This is a genomic window from Mucilaginibacter sp. P1_D10, assembly GCF_056406215.1.
Genome location: NZ_JBFUAP010000005.1, coordinates 275,143 through 293,304, shown reverse-complemented (window position 1 = coordinate 293,304; position 18,162 = coordinate 275,143). Strand labels below are relative to the sequence as shown.

8 protein-coding genes are annotated in these 18,162 nt (G+C 47.4%); 6 read left to right on the top strand and 2 right to left on the bottom strand.

Annotated elements, in window-relative coordinates:
- The first annotated feature begins 269 nt into the window (after positions 1-269).
- The 3 genes from AC1DYT_RS10005 to AC1DYT_RS09995 all read left to right on the top strand — a co-directional run bounded on the left by AC1DYT_RS10005 (position 270) and on the right by AC1DYT_RS09995 (position 6,113).
- A complete protein-coding gene (locus tag AC1DYT_RS10005) occupies positions 270-2,594 on the top strand; it encodes a glycoside hydrolase family 95 protein (RefSeq protein WP_477469476.1) in 2,325 nt (774 codons plus the stop codon).
- A 16-nt stretch (positions 2,595-2,610) separates the two neighbouring features.
- A complete protein-coding gene (locus AC1DYT_RS10000) occupies positions 2,611-4,641 on the top strand; it encodes an alpha-amylase family protein (protein ID WP_477469475.1) in 2,031 nt (676 codons plus the stop codon).
- A 509-nt stretch (positions 4,642-5,150) separates the two neighbouring features.
- The gene (locus tag AC1DYT_RS09995; protein ID WP_477469474.1) at positions 5,151-6,113 is read left to right on the top strand and encodes a PorP/SprF family type IX secretion system membrane protein; all 963 of its coding nucleotides are present in this window, start codon (positions 5,151-5,153) and stop codon (positions 6,111-6,113) included.
- A gap of 295 nt (positions 6,114-6,408) precedes the next feature.
- Here the strand turns inward: AC1DYT_RS09995 and AC1DYT_RS09990 are convergent, their stop codons facing one another.
- Positions 6,409-7,053 (bottom strand): response regulator, encoded by a 645-nt coding sequence (locus tag AC1DYT_RS09990; protein ID WP_477469473.1) that lies wholly within the window; start codon positions 7,051-7,053, stop codon positions 6,409-6,411.
- An 11-nt stretch (positions 7,054-7,064) separates the two neighbouring features.
- Positions 7,065-9,155: a tetratricopeptide repeat-containing sensor histidine kinase gene (locus AC1DYT_RS09985; RefSeq protein WP_477469472.1), complete on the bottom strand. Its 2,091-nt coding sequence runs from the start codon at positions 9,153-9,155 to the stop codon at positions 7,065-7,067.
- 295 nt (positions 9,156-9,450) lie between these two features.
- Between AC1DYT_RS09985 and AC1DYT_RS09980 the strand changes: the two genes are divergently transcribed.
- From AC1DYT_RS09980 to AC1DYT_RS09970, 3 genes are all read left to right on the top strand, one after another.
- On the top strand, positions 9,451-13,257 hold the full coding sequence (locus AC1DYT_RS09980) for a cadherin-like beta sandwich domain-containing protein (RefSeq protein WP_477469471.1): 3,807 nt from the start codon (positions 9,451-9,453) through the stop codon (positions 13,255-13,257).
- Positions 13,258-13,451: 194 nt separating this feature from the next.
- Positions 13,452-14,678, top strand: coding sequence for a tetratricopeptide repeat protein (locus AC1DYT_RS09975; RefSeq protein ID WP_477469470.1), 1,227 nt, complete (start codon positions 13,452-13,454; stop codon positions 14,676-14,678).
- A 349-nt stretch (positions 14,679-15,027) separates the two neighbouring features.
- Positions 15,028-18,021: a cadherin-like beta sandwich domain-containing protein gene (locus AC1DYT_RS09970; protein WP_477469469.1), complete on the top strand. Its 2,994-nt coding sequence runs from the start codon at positions 15,028-15,030 to the stop codon at positions 18,019-18,021.
- The last annotated feature ends 141 nt before the right edge of the window (positions 18,022-18,162 follow it).

The window sequence follows — 18,162 nt, the reverse complement described above, 5'->3', positions numbered from 1 at the left end:
TTCTTTTTAGGATTTTATCCATTTTTTAGCAGTGGATAAGGTTTTATTTTTAATGCAACCAATCAAATTGAACAAATAGAAGGAAGCCGCTTTTGATTTTTCAATTCCCCTCTCGAGAGGGGGCGGGCTGGGCACAAGTGGTGGCTGGGGTGTGTTAGCCGATATGTATAACGCCTAACACACCCCTCCACCCCTCTCAAGAGGGGAACAGCACAAGCCATTGCCCGCGGTATTGTTTAAAAGCGGTTCCATGCAATAAACCAAATAGAATGAAAAGACACGGTTACCTGTTTATTATTTTCTCCTTATCCGCTACGATCAGCGCTTTTGCGCAAAGCAAGCCGCTAAAACTTTGGTACGATAAACCCGGCAGCCGCTGGGAGGAAACCCTGCCTTTAGGCAACGGCCGATTGGGTATGATGCCCGATGGCGGCACTAACGAAGACAACATTACCCTCAATGATATCACCCTGTGGAGCGGCGCCCCGCAGGACGCCAATAACTACGAGGCCTATAAAAGCCTCCCCGAAATACGCCGCCTGCTTGCCGAAGGCAAGAATGATGAGGCACAGGCGCTGGTCGACAAGAATTTCATCTGCAAGGGCGTAGGCTCGGGCGGGGTGCCTTTCGGTTGTTACCAAACGCTGGGCAGCTTGCAGCTTAAATTCAATTACGCCGATGCGAATGCCACGGTTAGCAATTACAAACGCGAGCTTTCGCTGGATAATGCGGTAGCATCGGCCACATTTCAGAAGGGCGGAGTTACCTACAAGCGCGAGTATTTTACCAGTTTCGGCAGCGATGTAAGCATTATCAAATTATCTGCCGATAAGCCGGGGCAACTGAACTTCAGCATAGCCATCTCGCGGCCCGAACGCGCCACCACAATCGAAAACAAAGGCTGCCTGGAAATGACAGGTCAGCTCGCAAGCGGTACCAGCGCGGGCGGTATGCAATACCTGGCCAAAGTAAAGGCCCAACTAACCGGCGGCAGCCTAAGCCACGATGGCAACGTGTTGGTAGTAAAGAATGCTACAGAAGTTATCATCTACCTGTCTGCGGGTACTGATTTCCGCGGCGCGGACTTAAAGAATGTGGATACCAAACTCGCTGCCGCGCTAAAGAACAGCTATGCTGCCGAAAAAGCAGCGCATATTGCCCAATATCAAAAACTGTTCAAAAGGGTGTCGGTAGATTTAGGCGTCAGTACCGCTCCCGATGGAACAACTGATAAAAGGCTACTCACTTTCCATCAAAACCCCAATGCTGATAAAGGCTTACCCGTGCTTTTTTACCAGTTTGGCAGGTATTTGAGCATTTGCAGTACCCGTGTAGGCTTGTTGCCCCCCAACCTGCAGGGGCTGTGGGCCAACCAGATACAAACGCCATGGAACGGCGATTACCACCTGGACGTAAACATACAGATGAACCAGTGGCCGGTAGAGGTATCTAATCTTTCGGAATTGAATCTGCCGCTTGCCCAGTTGGTAAAAGGCATGGTTGAACCCGGCCAGCGCACCGCCAAAGCCTATTACAACGCCGATGGCTGGGTAGCGCACGTAATCACCAACGTTTGGGGTTTTACTGAGCCTGGCGAAAGCGCCTCATGGGGGGTAACCAAGGCAGGCTCGGGCTGGCTGTGCAACAACCTATGGGACCATTACGCTTTCTCGGAAGATAAGAAATACCTGGCCGATATTTACCCCATACTGAAAGGCTCGGCACAGTTTTACAGCAGCATGCTGGTTAAAGATGAGAAAACCGGCTGGCTGGTTACCTCGCCCTCTTCATCGCCCGAGAATACTTTTTACCTGCCCAACGGCAAAACGGCCAGCATCTGCGTTGCGCCAACCATCGATAACCAAATCATCCGCGAGCTTTTCGGCAATGTGATTACTGCATCCAAACTATTGGGCAAGGATGCCGATTTCGCCAAAACGCTTGCTGCTAAACTGAAGCTGTTGCCTCCCGCAGGCCAAGTAGGCAAAGATGGCAGCCTGATGGAATGGCTGGAAGATTATAAACAAACCGATTTGCAGCACAGGCACGTTTCGCACCTGTATGGTTTGTACCCGGCATCGCTTATCACGCCCGAAGGTACTCCGGATTGGGCAGCAGCCTGCAAAAAAACACTGGAAGCCAGGGGCGACGATGGGCCGAGCTGGTCCATCGCCTATAAATTATTGTTCTGGGCGCGTCTGCACGATGGCAACCGCGCCTACAAACTCTTTACCGAAATTATGAAACCCACCACCCGTACCGATATCAACTATGGCGCGGGCGGGGGTATCTATCCAAACTTATTATCGGCGGGGCCGCCGTTCCAGATTGATGGCAACTTCGGCACCACGGCGGGTATAGCAGAAATGTTGATACAGAGCCACGCCGGTTTCATAGAACTGCTGCCGGCAGTACCCGATAGCTGGAAAGCATCGGGCCAGGTTAAGGGTGTGAAAGCCCGGGGGAATTACATCGTAAATTTTAGTTGGTTGAATGGGAAGGTGATTAGCTATAAGATAATCTCTTCCCTCCCCCGGAAAGTGAATGTGAAGATAAACGGACAGGTGAAATTAGTACAAACGGTAAAGGCGTAAGCTCCTATATATTATCATGCTAAAACTCTATATCTGCTATTTGATCTGCTTATTGTTTGCAGTGGTTTTCATATTCCCGGCTTCGGCGAAGCCGCCTGCTATGGTGGCAATGCCTTTTGGCAAAACAGGGGTCATCCGCTATAACCTGCGCAACGGTACTTATAATGTATCGCAAAACGGTCGTGAGGTTTTTTTAGGCATCTACGCCTCGGCAAAGGTGAACGGTGATACCCTCAGCAGCACGAACTACGAGATACGCAAGCACTACAGGATACCGATCACCGACGGCTTTGGCAAAGGCACTAAGCATATTATTGTGCTTAGCGCAACGGGCAAGCCGCTGATGAAGCAGGTGTTTTATACCTATCCCGGTCGCGAATATTTCCTTACCGAGTTATCCTTTAGCGGCGATAAGCTAAGTACCAATAGTATGCAGCCCCTCATTGGCGAGTTTAAGGCCGTTGCCTGGCAGGATGTACGCAGTCTGTTCGTACCATTTGATAACGATACCTTCATCAGTTTTAATGCTAAGCCATTTGCCGAAGGTTTCAAAGGCATGAGTGCCGTAGTAGGGGCGGTGTACGCCAACGATAGCCGGGCGGGCATTGTTGCCGGTTCGGTAGAGCACGAAGTATGGAAAACAGGGGTAGAAACGCAGGCAGGCACGTCAGTAAACCGGGTACGGGTTTGGGCAGGCTATACCGCGGAGGCCGTTACCCGCGATAAAATTGCTCATGGTGCTATCAGTGGCAACATGGTGCGGTCGCCGAAAATATTCGTGGGGGGCTTTGCCGATTGGCGCATCGGGATGGAGGCATACGGCAAAGCCAACCGCATTGCCGAGCCGCCCTTTATCTTCAACTGGACTAAACCTACACCCCTTGGTTGGAACAGCTGGGGCGTGATACAGGAACACATCAGCTTTGATAAAACCGTAAAGGTGGCCAACTTTTTTGCTGATAGCATCCCCGCATTCCGCACCGGGAATACGGCTTATATCGACCTGGACTCGTATTGGGATATGATGGTTAGCCACGGCGATTACAGCAAACTGAAAGAGCTTGCCGATTACTGCAAAAGCAAGGGCCTTGAGCCCGGCGTATATTGGGCACCTTTTACCGATTGGGGCCATGGCGGCGGGCCCGACAGGATTGCCGATGGCGGCCAATACAAATTCGGCGATATGTGGACCAAAACCGGCAACGGCTATCACGATATAGACGGTGCCCGTGCCCTCGACCCAACGCACCCGGGTACAAAAGCACGCATAGCGTACGTCATAGGCAAGCTGAAGGCCTGCGGTTTTACCATGATAAAAATCGACTTCCTGGGCCACGGCGCGGTAGAAAGCGAACATTTTTACGACCCCAAGGTAACCACCGGCATGCAGGCCTACAAAGCCGGTATGGAATACCTTAACCAGCAACTGGGCAGCCAGATGCTGGTGTACGCCGCCATATCGCCAAGCCTGGCTACGGGGCGATACACCCACATGCGCCGCATTGCCTGCGATGCCTTCAAAAGCATCGAAAATACGCAATACACCCTCAATAGCGTAAGCTACGGCTGGTGGCAAACCTATCTGTACAACTACATAGATGCCGACCACGTAGTGTTCAATGATGAAAAGGAGGGGGCTAACCGCGCGCGCCTGCTATCGGCATTGGTAACCGGCACCTGGATAAGCGGCGACGACCTGTCCACAACCGGGCAATGGACCGCGCGCATCAAAAAATACTACCAGAACGCCGATTTGCTGCAACTGGTTAAGAACGGCAAAGCCTTTCGCCCGGTGGAGGGGAACACGGGTACTGGTGCATCCGAAGTGTTTGTAAAGCAGGTGGGCAAAATATTTTACCTGGCGGTCTTCAACTACGGCAAGCAGGCCAAAACATACGCGCTTTCGGCGCAGCGGCTTGGTTTGGATGCGGCTCGCATAGCATCGGTAAAAGAGGTCTTGCAGGATAATGCTATTACATATGACAATGGCATCAGCCTGAAACTGGGTGCAGAAGATGCCGCCTTGTATCAATTCACGCTGAAATAGACCACCGGTCTTACAGCTTTTATGCCCATTATCCCGGCAAGTGTTCCACTTTGAATGTGGAACACCATTTTTTAAATAGTTGTTGATTATCAAATAGTTGCAGTTTTTTGCGGAACACTTTGGGACACTCCTATGCTTTAAGTATGTGTCGTCCTGAAAAAAGTTTACACTAGTGTAAACCTATAGCCGTATAAGACCGTAAAGCACGCAACATCCTTATTGTTAATAAGTTAAATAAATGCTACAAGAATAAGTGGAACACTTTTTTCGTGGAATTGGAACACTTTTAGGGCATAATCCGGCTATGGGTTTACACTAAACCATTTCAGAACTAGCAAATAGAGCCGGCATATCTTTGCGGCCTCCGAGCCTTCTCACGACCGCTGTGTTTAAATTCAAACAGGAAAAGAATTAGAGCCAAAAATTGCAAAACCCTCTCCTCCAAAAAAGAACCTGCAAACAATTTCCTTTAATAAGTAAATATAAAGTGGTTATCTTGTGATCGAATATTGATAACCTTACCGCAGATAAAAGTGATAGAAAAAGAGAGTACCATTAGCATCAGAAAACCCAATTTTATCAAGTTGATAGTTATGTTCCTGTTGCTCTTTGCGGGCAGCAGGGCAATGGCCCAGCAGAACATGTTCAGCTATAACCAGTATGCAGATAACCTTACGCCCGTTAACCCTGCTTATTCGCTGCTTGATAAGGCCAACAGCCTCAACGTGCTGGGTCGCAGGCAGCTGATAGGCTTGGAGGGCGCGCCGAGCAGCCTGTTGCTCAGCGGCAGCTTTGCGCTGGAGCAAATGGGGGCAGCGGCAGGGTTCTTCGTGGTGAACGATAAGTTCGCGGTAGAGAATCAAACGGAGGTGAACGCCTTCTTCGCCAAATCGGTACAGTTGAGTGGCGGCAGCTACCTTTCGGTGTCATTGAATGCGGGCATCCGTAGCTACGTGGCCAATTACTCCACGCTGGATGCCAGCGACCCGCTCTTCAGCCAGGACGTTAGGGAGACGAAGCCCAACATCGGCTTCGGGGTGATGTTCTACGGGGATAATTACTACGTGGGGCTTTCGGTACCGGAGCTAAGCTTCCGCAACCTGGGGAACGCATCGGTACAGCAGGCCAATTACCTGCGCAGCCACTACTACTTTAGCGGCGGCTTCCTGGCAAAGCTGAACGAGGACGTGCAGCTGAAGCCTGCGGCATTGGTATCGTACCTGCAGGGCTCGCCTGTGGTGGCGGATTTTTCGGGCACTTTCTACCTCAAAGAGCAGCTGGGCCTTGGGGTAAATTACCGCACCAACAAGCAGGTGGCGGGCATCATCTCGGTAAATGCCAACAGCTTTAAAGTTGGCTACAGTTACCAGTTCAATACATCATCTACCAACCTGGGGGGCTTCAACAATGCCACCCACGAGGTAAGCATCAGCTACCGCTGGGGTACCGACCTGCAAAGGAAACTTTTGTAAGTATTGTCAAAACTTTAAAGAAGAGAGTCTGTATCATAAATAAAACCCAGGGTTAAACAACAACCAACTAAATTTGGTCAAGATAGGCTTTGTGCCCTTTGCGCTAAACTATATGCCAATCTTTGCGGACTTTGTGGTTAAAATTTTACCACAAAGTCCACAAAGGGAGAAACGCAAAGAACACAAAGCCAAATTTAATTTAAGTAAAATGCCTAAAATGTATTTATGATACAGCCTCTTTTTGTACGTAAAATCACCGAATTTGATGTCGCCGATGAACTCTCATCCATATTAATCAGCTAATTTTATCGGCCAGCAAAATGGCAATGGCTTCCTTGCCGCAATTTACGTGCAGCTTGCGATAAGTGTTGCGCAGGTGCGATCGGGCGGTATCGTAGGCAATGCACATCTCATGTGCTATCAGTTTTACGCTGTAGCCTTTGGTAAGCAGCTGCAGTATTTCGGCCTCGCGGTTGGTTAGGTCGTACTTAAGCTGCGGGCTACTGCTGCTTGCGGGTTTTTGCATTTTAAAGGAGTTGATTACCTTTTTAGCAATCAGCGGCGACATGGGCGCACCGCCATTCAGCACATCTTTAATAGCATCGAAAAACTTTTCGGGCGAGGTTTTTTTGAGGATGTAGCCATCTGCCCCAGCGCAAATGCTTTTGAACAGCCGTTCGTCATCTTCAAACTGGGTGTACATAATAATGATAGTTTCGGGGCGTACCTCTTTTATTTCGCCTACGGCGGTAATGCCATCTTTGCCGGGCATGTCAATGTCCATAATCACCAGGTCGGGCTGGGTAAGGTTTATTTGCGTTAACGCATTGTTTACGTTGTTATAATCGCCTACTACGTTATAATTCTGTGAGTTTAAAAGATATACCAGCGAGCTGCGCAGGGCCTCATTATCTTCAAATATCACCAGTTTCTGTTCCATATTCTTCTAGGTTATACCCTTTGGAAACGCTTTACGCCCCAGGGTTTGTTTTTTTTGGTTATCGGGATGGTGACGCTCACCAGCGTGCCATTATCTGATTGCATTGTCAGTTTGCCGCCCCATTTTTCTATACGGGTTTTAATGTTCTGCAGGCCGTTGCGGCCCTTGCTTTTTACGGCATCCGGGTCGAAACCCCTGCCATCATCTTTGATGGTTATCTGCATCTGCCCCTTATCGGCCTTAAGCGATATAGCCACGTTTTTGGCGGCAGCATGCTTGCGGATATTGTTTAGTATCTCTTTATACATCAAAAATACGTCACGCTGCTTTTCGTGCGAGAGGGTGTTATCGGCAAATTTTTCGTCCATATCCAGTCGGTATTCGATGTCATGGTCGTCGAATATATCTCCGGCGTAGCGCATCATGCGCACCTGCAGAGTGCTGTGGTCGTCGGGCTTTGTCTTCATGTTCCATACGATCTCGTCGAGCGCCTCGGTAGATGCCAGCAACTCTTCCCGTATATCTATGATGAAATCCTTCTCGCTCTTCGGCCCGGTAATGGGCTGGCGGAAAAGCTCGGTAAGGAACTGGATATTGGTAAGCCGCGAGCCGATATCATCGTGCAGGTCGCGTGCAATGGCTATGCGCATCTCGTCCATTTCTATGATACCCTTCGCCTTTTGGATGGTACCGTTGCGGTAAGCCGCTATGGCGATGATGAGCAGGAGCAGGCCACCCACTACAATGTATGCATATCGCAGCGTGGTTTGCTTTTCCAGGTTTGTTTTGTTTATCTTTTGGTCTTTCTTCAGCAGGGCAATTTCCTGTTCTTTGCGCTGTACGTTAAAGTTTTCTTCCAGTTTTTTTATCTGAAGGGTAAGTTCGTTGTTTTGGATGGCATCTATGGCGGCGTGGTATTTCTCGTTATACAAAAGGGCCTTCTCAAAGTCCTTTTCGTCGGCATAAAATTTGGCCAGGTATTTATAATTATCAACCTCCTGTTGTTTATCCCCCCTTTTTATCGATGTATTTACAGCCGTAAGCAGCTTCTCTTCCGATTGTTTTTTTGCCTTTGTGCCGGCCTGCAGGTAGTTTATTTTGGTATCAATAATGGTGGCGGCAGCGGTATCGCCCATTTTTGCAGCCAAAGCCCGCGCTTTATTAAGCCAGGCAATGGCATTCTGTGGCTTGTTCATTTCGCCGTAGGTGTTGCCAATTTCTGTAAGGGTAGTTACCTGCTCGGCAGTCAAATTCATGTCTTTTAATACTTGCAGCGCTATATTAAACTGTACAAGGGCATCTTCATATCTTTTTAACCCCCGGTATATAATGGCCAGCCCAATACTTGCCGACGATGCCCCGCGTTTATCGTTTATTGTTTTTTTGAGGGCTTGCGCTTGTAAGGCATAGGGGAGCGCCTGGCCATACAGTTGCAGCTTGGTAAAATCTTCGGCCAGGGCCTGGTAGGAAAACGATACGCCCTTTTGGCTATTAACCTGCAAAAAAAGCTTCAAGGCCTTCAGGTGGTAGGCCAGTGCTTTTTTATAGTCGGCAAGGTTTACATAAGTATTGCCAACATTAAGGGATTGCCCGGCAGTGCCTTCAAGGTCCGAGGGGTCCTGCCCCAATTTTTTACTCAATTCCAGTGCGCTTAAAAAATTAGGTTGGGCCTTGTTATAATTGCCTTCCATTTTATAGAGCAACCCCGCCGAACTATAATAATTCATTTTTGCCCTGATATCATTTTTAGAGCCCGAATTGGCATTGTCTGCTATCTCTTTCGCTTTACTTAAATAATATTCGGCACTGTCTCGCAACCCTGTACCATAATAAATAGTGACCAATTGCGCGTATGATGCGCTAAGGCTACGCGGGCTGTTTACTTTAGTACCCAGCCTGATGGCATTGAAGAGGTGATACTTCGCCTGGTTCATATCGTACCGGGTAAGTTGCGAGGCCAATCTGTTCAGGGTGATGCATTCAGTTTCATCGCCCTTGTGCAATGCAATAATTTTCTTCAGGCTATCAATGGCCGGGTTTTGCGCTTGCAGCCTAAGCGTTACTATAAATAGCAGTAAAATTAAGGCGTAAAAACGTTGCATTCGGTGTAGGTTTTATAAAAGCATATACTTTCACCTAAAGTAACAAAATATAATGTTTTAGCCCCGCAGATTTTTACTGATGATTATTCACCAAAATCTAACCGATATTCTGCGTTTTAAGTCGCCTCAAAGCAAGCAAAAAAGCCGTGATTAAAATATCACCCTAAAAGACGATTTTTCACCAGCGTGCGCACAGGTATCTTTGTGCAAAATATAGCCGTAAGCAGTAGCTTTAAATGTTTGAGGAGATTGGCATACGGTGATACATACTACTTAACACCTTAAAATCACACCTATGATAAAGTACCTACGCCGCAAACTGGAGGAATTACTTCTCTTTCTGCTAAACAAGTTTAGCTGCAAATTTGCCCTTATATGTTTCTTGAATTTAACATTGGGGCTAACGGCCTTTGCGCAGCAACCGGTGGTAGCCAGCCGCCCCCGCATATTTTTAGATGCGCCCACCAAAGCGGCCCTGTTTGCCAAGAAGAACAGCAACAGCGCCGACTGGACCAACCTTTTGGCTGCTGCAAATAAATATTTACCACATACTGTTATACCGTGGAACCCGGTTAACGCAGGGAGTTCGGCTTACTACAATACCGGCGACGTGTTTTATTCCTACTGCGGAAGTAACTGGGAAGAAGCTGCCCTTATTTTGGGTATGGCGCACCAACTCACCAAAACCAATAATGCCGGCGCAAACGCTACAGCTTATTCTAACAAAATGCTGGCATTGGCAGATGTGATTATAAAAGGCTATGCGGACTACCCTCCGAACACCACTTATCAGCCAAATATATTTCAATACAATAGTTCTTATGCCACCCGCCATGTGGGTAAAACAATAGCCGTTATATACGATTGGTGTTATGATGAACTTGGCGCAACACGTAAAGCCGCGCTGCTGAACGTAATGAAGGATTGGTTCACGTTTATGAGCGCCAAACCTTATGTACTGAACCAGCTGCAGGACGACCCCACCGGCAACTATTTTATTGGGCACCTGATATGTGCCGGCTATATGGGCTACGCCATTGGCAGCGACGACCCGATGTCGCAAAAGATGATTGATTTTGCCCGTCAGCGCGCTATAGGTACACCCGGCAGCTTAAACCCGAATACCACAACATCTGCAGAGACTGCACACAATTATTTTACGCAATCAGTTAAAGGCGGCTTACCTTCTGGCGCTTCAAAATCATACCTCGGCCCTAAAACTATCTTAGCAGCCCCGCAACAAGATGGGATTCCTGTACAGGGCTGGAGTTATGGAGGTGCCTCAACCAGTTTCCTGATAGATTACTATTACCTAGTAAAAAGCTGTACCGGGGAAGACCTGATGCAAACAGACGCCAGCTTTAAAACATTCATGACCAAAACGGCGGAGGCCTTGGTGCACGCCTATACCCCAAGTAATTTTCAGTACGATAACGCTAATGATAACGGCTCTTTTTTGGGTTGTGTAACTTCTTATGGATTGCCGCTGCGTTTATCTGCCATATTAGAGGGCACACCGCAGGGGCCAAACATAGAATACTTTTATAAAACTGCGCTTAAGCCGGTAAACTTGTTGATTTACAGTGTTGGATACCTCGAAACAACCTGGGAGAAAATGCTCTATAGCAAAACGCGTGCATCTGCGGCTTATAATTACAAGCCTTATTACCCTATTCCAACGGTTAATACTTATAACGCCGTGCCGGTTAACACCGGTCTTAATAAGTTTTACATGCGGTCCGACTGGACGACTGGCGCAACCTGGGCGGCGCTGGAGATGGGGGTAGCCGCATATGATCAGCATAACCATAACAATGCGGGCCACTTTAAAATTGTACGCGGCGACGGCCATGATGGGGATGATCTGCTATTGGTAGGGGCTAATGAGGTGCCTGCAAGCGGCGGAAACGGAATTAGTGGGTCTACAAACTACTCTTATTGGAGCAGCCAAAGCAATACATTATTCATAAACGATGGCACGGATTACGACCCACCATACCCTGATCCGTCACATACCGTTGGTGGCCAAACTTCATTTGGATATGATGAGCCAACTCACCAGGAGCAAAACGATCAATTTTCGTACTTCCGGTCGGACCTTACCAGCGCGTACTACATAAGCTATTATAATCCCGACACCAGCAAGCGGTCCGTCCGGTATTTTTACCGCTCTTTTTTGTACCTGCGTAACTCCAACGTATTTGTAACTTATGATAATTTCCAGGCAAAGAACAGCACCAACGCTGCAGGGCAATACAAAAAACATTTACGCTGGCACTTTTTAAACCAGCCGGTGGTAAACGGTAATAACGTTACCGCTACCATAGATAATTCAAAATTATTCATACATACGGTTATCCCTGCTGTGGTAAACGTGGCTGCTGTAAACGAAAGCAATAATCCTGATAATGTTTATGGAAGCGGCGTTAATTACGCATTCAATACCAACACCTGGCGGGCAGAAGTAAGCGTACCCAACAATCCGCTTAAGCAAGATATAGTAACGGTAATGCAGCCCGGGGCCAAAATAGCTACGGAAATGGTGACCACAGCCATGGCCACCACCCAGAACAATATGGAGGGTAGCCTGATAACCGTAAACGGTAATACCGAAGTGGTTTTATTCAACAAGAGTATTGCCAAGTACCCTGTTCCGGTTTCGGTAGCATCGTATGCTTATGCCGGCCCCGTTGCGGGCACCCACACGCTTTGCGGTTTAGATCCCGGTAAAAAATATGCAGTTGCTTATAATGGCACCATGGTTACGGTAACAAAATCTGCCGCTGGTACCGAAACAGCGTCGCCGTCCGGCGTGCTTAGCTTTAGCTTGCAGGTGCCAGTACAATCTGCCAATGCCGACCTTATTAAGCTTACTTGTAGTAATAGCCCACTAAGCCCCGCTGTTACGGCAGCAACTACAGCTTACACCGCGTTAGTAGGTAATGGCACCGCAACGCTTACTTTTACACCCACAGTTGCTGATGCAACCGCAAGTGTTACAATAAACGGAGTAGCCGTCGTCTCGGGCATGGCATCGCAGCCTATTGCAGTGGCAGTAGGGGCAAATGAAGTTACAATAGTAGTAACCGCCCAAAACACTGCTACAAAAACCTATAAGGTTACTGTTACCCGCAAAGCATCATCCAACGCAGTTTTAAGCAGTATTGTTACTAACCCGGTTGCTGCGCGGGTTGCCACAACCGGCCCGGCAGATTATAACAGTGCGATTACGGTTGAGTACAGCACCAGCACCATTAGCATAGCTGCAACACCACAAGATGCTAATGCAACTATTAAAATAAAAGGCGTGGCTGTGGCGGCCGGAGCATTTTCTGCACCAATTCCATTGGGTGTCACTACGCTCATCAACATAGTAGTTTTGGCACAGGATGGTACTACCGTAAAAACGTATGCAATAACTGTAAACCGCAAGCTGCCATCATCAGTGGCTACCTTAAGCAGTATTGTAACCAACCCAGCCACCAAATTGGTAAATACTGCAGGCCCTGCCGACTATAACCGTGCGGTGTCTGTTTCGGCGAGTGTAAACAATATCACATTTGCCGCAATACCTCACAATGCCATGGCAACTATACAGGTAAACGGCGTAACCGTACAGGCAGGGGTTGCTTCGGCACCAATACCTTTAACCGGCACAGCAACTTTAGTAACTATTTTAGTTACGGCAGAAAATGGAACAACTGAAAAATCGTATGAAATAACCGTTAACCGCCCTGCGCCTGTAGCATTGGCATGGGCCGGTAGTAACCAGGTGGATGTGCTACAGCCAAACCAGGTAGATGATAAGCCGGCACGGGAGGAATTGATTGTGCGCCAGGGCTTATCGCCAAATGGAGACGGCATTAATGACAGCTTTGTAATAGAAGGCATAAACGCTTACCCCGACAACAAAGTAAGCATCCTGAACCGTAACGGCGGCCTGGTTTACGAAGCCAGGGGTTACGATAACTATGGCAAAGTATTCCATGGCCGCAGCGCAGGCGGCGCGCCATTGCAAGCCGGAACCTATTTTTACTCGATAGAATACAAAGCAGGTGATACGGTAAAACGCAAAAGCGGTTACCTGGTAATAAAATATTAACAACCATACACCCAGTAAAATGAACAATACAAGGGCGGCGGGTAAGCATCAACTACCGTTGGGGTAGCGGCCTGCAAAAGAAGCTTTTATAAGAAAGCATGTTTTGGGGGTAGAACGTCGTAGGTGTAATGCCTGCGGCGTTTTTTTGTTATATTATCAAGAAATTATTTAGATTTATAGTGATAAACCTCATCATGAAAAAAATCTCTCTTATCCTGTTTTATATAGTGCTGATGCCCTTTTGCTACGCGCAGGAGATGCCATTTGATACGCTTTTGAACCGGGCGAAGGCCGAGTTCGCGAAAGATTTCGATGCGCAGGATTACGGTGCTGCTATAAAATACCTCACCAGCGCTATTGAATTAAACCCCAGAAATGCCGAAGCGCATTACTGCCTGGCATATGCCTACAGCCGCTTTAATTCCAAGGATGCGTCTACCATACCCTCGATGGGGCCCAAACTAGTTTTAAAGTTGACGGACGAATTGCAGCAGGTTTTTAGTTTATCGCCAAAATATAACGGGCCGTTCGTCATACTGGACCCTTATTCCAAATTAACTTCCGAATGGGGAAGTTTGGCTATCGGTTACCAGTTTATGAACAAGCCCGACTCTGCCCTATGGGCACTTAAAGAAGGCAAAAAGCGCGGTGCATTCGATGACTTTATTTTGTCTATAAACCGCGCGATGTTGAACAGCTGCAGTAATAACGCGATTTTGATAGCTTCCGGAGACAACTACACCATCCCTTTATATTATTTACAAAAAGCAGAGCATTTACGCACCGACATCACTGTGGTAGATATAGCCATGCTGAACACCGTATGGTATCCTAAAATGCTCCAAAAGGACTATAACGTAGATTTCGGCATGACAGAAATGGAGCGGGATTCACTAGGGTACAGGGCCTGGGCCGACTCTGCCATCTTCATCCCGACAAATATTCCCGGTGAACGGTTCGCCTGGGTAATTAAGCCAAGCTATCAGCAAGGCTATCTTCTAAGAGGCGATAGGCTGTTCCTGTCTTTGCTGCAAAGGAACAAGTTTAAACGCAATGTGTACTTTACCAAAGGGTTCAGTACGGAAGACCAGTTGAGCCTGAATACGAATTTACGTGCTTACCCGATGGTAGACAAACTAAATCCGAATGGCAGCAAACAGCTCAGCCTTAAAGAATATCTGGCAGAACTGAAAAAGCACGTCGCGACTTTTACGAACGTCAATAAGAACGCCCCCAACGAATTACTGCCGATAGATTTGATTAGATACGACCTTATAGATTTGTTTGGCAAAGATACCCTGAGTACCGACTCTGCTAAAGCGAAACAATTACTAAAGGTATTGAAGACCTATCTGCCGGAGGATAAATATCCCTATACAACAGAAAGCCTGCGCGAACTTTTAGGCTCACCGAGAGAATAGGCAGGCTTTTGCCTCATTACCGCATGCCGCCCACTTCCGAAAAAAAATAAATCCCGCTAAACCTTAAAAGCGATTTCCCTGGTAGATTGTGCATAAAACGGGCTTCCTGGTGTTGAAATATTATTTACAGGAGAGCTGGCGGGGTTAACAAAGAAAAACCTCTAATAAACATAACGGCCCGCGGTGAAAACCAGAGGCCGTTGCGTTTATGAACTATCCTGAAGTATATAATTATACTGTTAATCAGAATATTATTTATGACTACTTTTGCATCGTTAAAAGAAATATCGGTTATATTTAACATGTTATAATTTAAAAGAAGATTTATCAGCAATACCTAAGCCTTTATATGAAGAAAACCTTACTTTTTAGCGCCTTTTTTGCTGTATTTAGTTCGTTTGTATTTGCGCAGGCCCCCAATATAAGTTACAGCGCCGCGCCTGTTTTTACTGCAGGGGTAGCCATAACTTCGTTACAACCATCAAATACCGGTGGCATAGTGCCGGCTAACAATTACGGAGAGGTTAGCGGCGTAGCCGACTCTACCGGGGTTTACAGTAGCACCGGTGTGCGCAACCCGCCTGCGGGTTTGCGGTATATCAGGGGCTTAACAATGGATAGCCAGGGGAATGTTTATGTTGCCATGGCGGTGTCTAATCTTATTAAAAAAATAACCCCGCAAGGCACAGTAAGTACATTTGCCGGTACAGGCGGATCTAATGGAAAATTCTATTTTCCGGGTTCGATGTGTATTGATAAGGCCGGGAATATTTTTTTGACAGACAGTTTGTATAGGCAGGTAAAAAAAATTACCCCGGCGGGTGTTGTCAGCAAATGGGGGGCGGCATCAGATTACCTGGGTGGAATTGCGGTGGATAAGGCCGGTAACGTATATGTAAGCGAGGGTATAACCAACCGCATACGGAAAATTGATCTTAGCGGGCAATCAAGTACGTTTGTTAGCGGTATGGCACCTTCCGCAATGACAATAGATAAAAATGGAAACTTTTTTGTTGGTATTGCAAGGCAGGTAAAAAAGATAACGCCCGATGGGGTTGTCACTACTATTGCGGGCAAAGCCGAAGGAGGCATTGTAGATGGTGCCGATACCTCAGCCAGGTTTTGGGGGCCAAGTAGCTTAACTACGGATAATTTAGGTAATATTTACGCGGCGGACTATTATACCATCCGCAAAATAACTCCGGCTGGTGTAGTATCTACCATTGCCGGCGCACCCTTTAAATATGGGTATGAAAACGGAATAGGCCCGTCGGCGAGATTTTACGGAGTGGGGCACATCACATTTGACGGTACGGGAAGCCTGTATGTAGCGGAGGATATCGATGTAAGGAAAATTGTATTAACCGGTTATCGTATTGATAAACCCCTTCCGCCAGGTTTAATATTCGATGGAAAAACAGGGATCATCAGCGGTAAGCCAACCGGCACCTTTCCGGCCACCGTATTTAAAATTACTGCCCACAATTTAATAGGGGAAAGTACCGCATCGGTAACCTTGCGTTCGGTGTCATCAAATGCCGGGCTTACCAGCCTGTATATGAGCAACGGCGTGTTAAATCCTCTTTTCTCCTCCAATACGCTCAAATATAGCGCTACTTTTGCCAGCACTATACTAAGCACTTTGATAACGCCTACCCTTATCGATAGTACTGCAAGCATAAAAATAAACGGTGTTACAGTAAGTAATGGGTCGCATAGGCTTGTACAATTGGTTACCGGCACAAACACTGTTAATATTGCTGTAACAGCTTCAGACGGTGTTACCAAAAAAAGCTATACCCTAACGTTATTCAGGCAGCCATCTGCCGATGTAAGCACTACAGCACTGCAAATAAGTCCGGGTATTTTAAAGCCCACTGCCAAAACTGACAGCCTGATGGCGACAGTGGCCGGCAGCATAAGCAGTATAAGCGTGCTGGCAACCGCTACAAATGCCGGTGCTACTGTTAAAGTAAATGGCGTAGTTACGGCACAAAACACCTATTCGGCCCCGGTAGAGTTACATCTTGGAGTAAACGTTATCCCGGTAGTAATAACTGCGCAGGATGGCTTTACTCAGCGCAAGCTTACCATAACCATCATACGCGGCTCGGCAAGTACCGCCGTAACGCTCATAAAAATAAGCCCGGGCAAGCTTTTAAGGATAGGCACTTTAGACAGTTGGACGGCAGCCGTTGGGGCAACAACCACCAGCGTGCGCGTTATCGCAGCAGCGTCAAATGCCGGTGCTACTTTTAAAGTAAATGGCGTAGTTACGGCCCAAAACACCTATTCGGCAGCGTTGCCTTTAAGTATTGGTGTAAATACAATTTTAGTAGAGCTAACGGCAGAAGACTGTGTTACCAAACGTACCCTTACCCTAACCGTTGTACGCGGATCTGCCAATACCGGCGTAAGCGCTTTGAAAATAACGCCCGGTACCCTAAAAAGGGATAGTGCGAGCAACTACTGGAACGCGGCGCTAAGTGCAAGTGTCACCAGCCTGCGGGTTCTTGCTGCAACCTCAGATGCTAATGCTAAAATTAAAATTAACGGTGTTGCTGTTGCATCAAACACCTATTCGGAACCGGTGCCTGTGCACACAGGTGTCAATTACATTCCTGTAGAGATAACTGCGCAAGATGGCGTAACTGTACGTTATCTATGGCTAGCCATTGCCGTAGGCTCTTCAAGTACCAACATTGCCGAGTTGCAGGCATATACACGGGTAGGAACCCTTACGCTTAAACATGTAGCAACCGATAACTGGATAGCAACGGTAGATAATATAGCCGATGGGGTGCTGTTACACATCATTCCAAGTAACCAACACACCGTAATTATGTGGAATTTCATATGGTTATATGCCTCCAACTATTACCCGGTTACCATTCCTTTAAACGTTGGCATCAATTACATTCCTGTACAGATTTACGCACAAGACGGTGTAACAATACGCAATATTGTTTTAACGATTACAAGGCTGCCGGTCGGCACCGTGAACAGGCAAGCATTAGCCGTAATACAAAAAGCCGGACTTTTGCCTGAGGCATTGCCGCAGGAGATAAACGTTAAACAGGCTGTATCCCCTAATGGCGACGGTATTAATGACAATTTTGCCATTGAAGGCATCAACGCTTTCCCCGAGAACACCGTAAAGGTGATGAACCGAAATGGTGATGTGATATACGAAGCGAAAGGCTACGATAACGGTAGCAAGGCCTTTGACGGGCACAGCAACAGCGGCACCCTACAACAGGCGGGTACCTATTTTTATTCGATAGAGTATAAGGCAGGCGATGTGAAAAAACATAAAACAGGTTATTTAGTGCTCAAATACTAACCGCAGTATCGCCCCAGTCTGCCATAATCGTTTATTTACCTAAAACCAGCAAGCTTATAGCCGGCTGGTTTTTCTATTTTACGCCTGAGGTGCGTAACCAAATACCCGCCTGGGGTACCTACATTCTTCCCGGTATTGAAA

What these genes read in the sequence shown, in the direction of transcription:
- AC1DYT_RS09985 (WP_477469472.1), bottom strand. Translation starts at nt 9,155, where the DNA reads ATGCAACGTTTTTACGCCTTAATTTTACTGCTATTTATAGTAACGCTT.
- AC1DYT_RS09990 (WP_477469473.1), bottom strand. Translation starts at nt 7,053, where the DNA reads ATGGAACAGAAACTGGTGATATTTGAAGATAATGAGGCCCTGCGCAGC.
- AC1DYT_RS09980 (WP_477469471.1), top strand. Translation starts at nt 9,451, where the DNA reads ATGATAAAGTACCTACGCCGCAAACTGGAGGAATTACTTCTCTTTCTG.
- AC1DYT_RS09970 (WP_477469469.1), top strand. Translation starts at nt 15,028, where the DNA reads ATGAAGAAAACCTTACTTTTTAGCGCCTTTTTTGCTGTATTTAGTTCG.
- AC1DYT_RS10005 (WP_477469476.1), top strand. Translation starts at nt 270, where the DNA reads ATGAAAAGACACGGTTACCTGTTTATTATTTTCTCCTTATCCGCTACG.
- AC1DYT_RS09975 (WP_477469470.1), top strand. Translation starts at nt 13,452, where the DNA reads ATGAAAAAAATCTCTCTTATCCTGTTTTATATAGTGCTGATGCCCTTT.
- AC1DYT_RS10000 (WP_477469475.1), top strand. Translation starts at nt 2,611, where the DNA reads ATGCTAAAACTCTATATCTGCTATTTGATCTGCTTATTGTTTGCAGTG.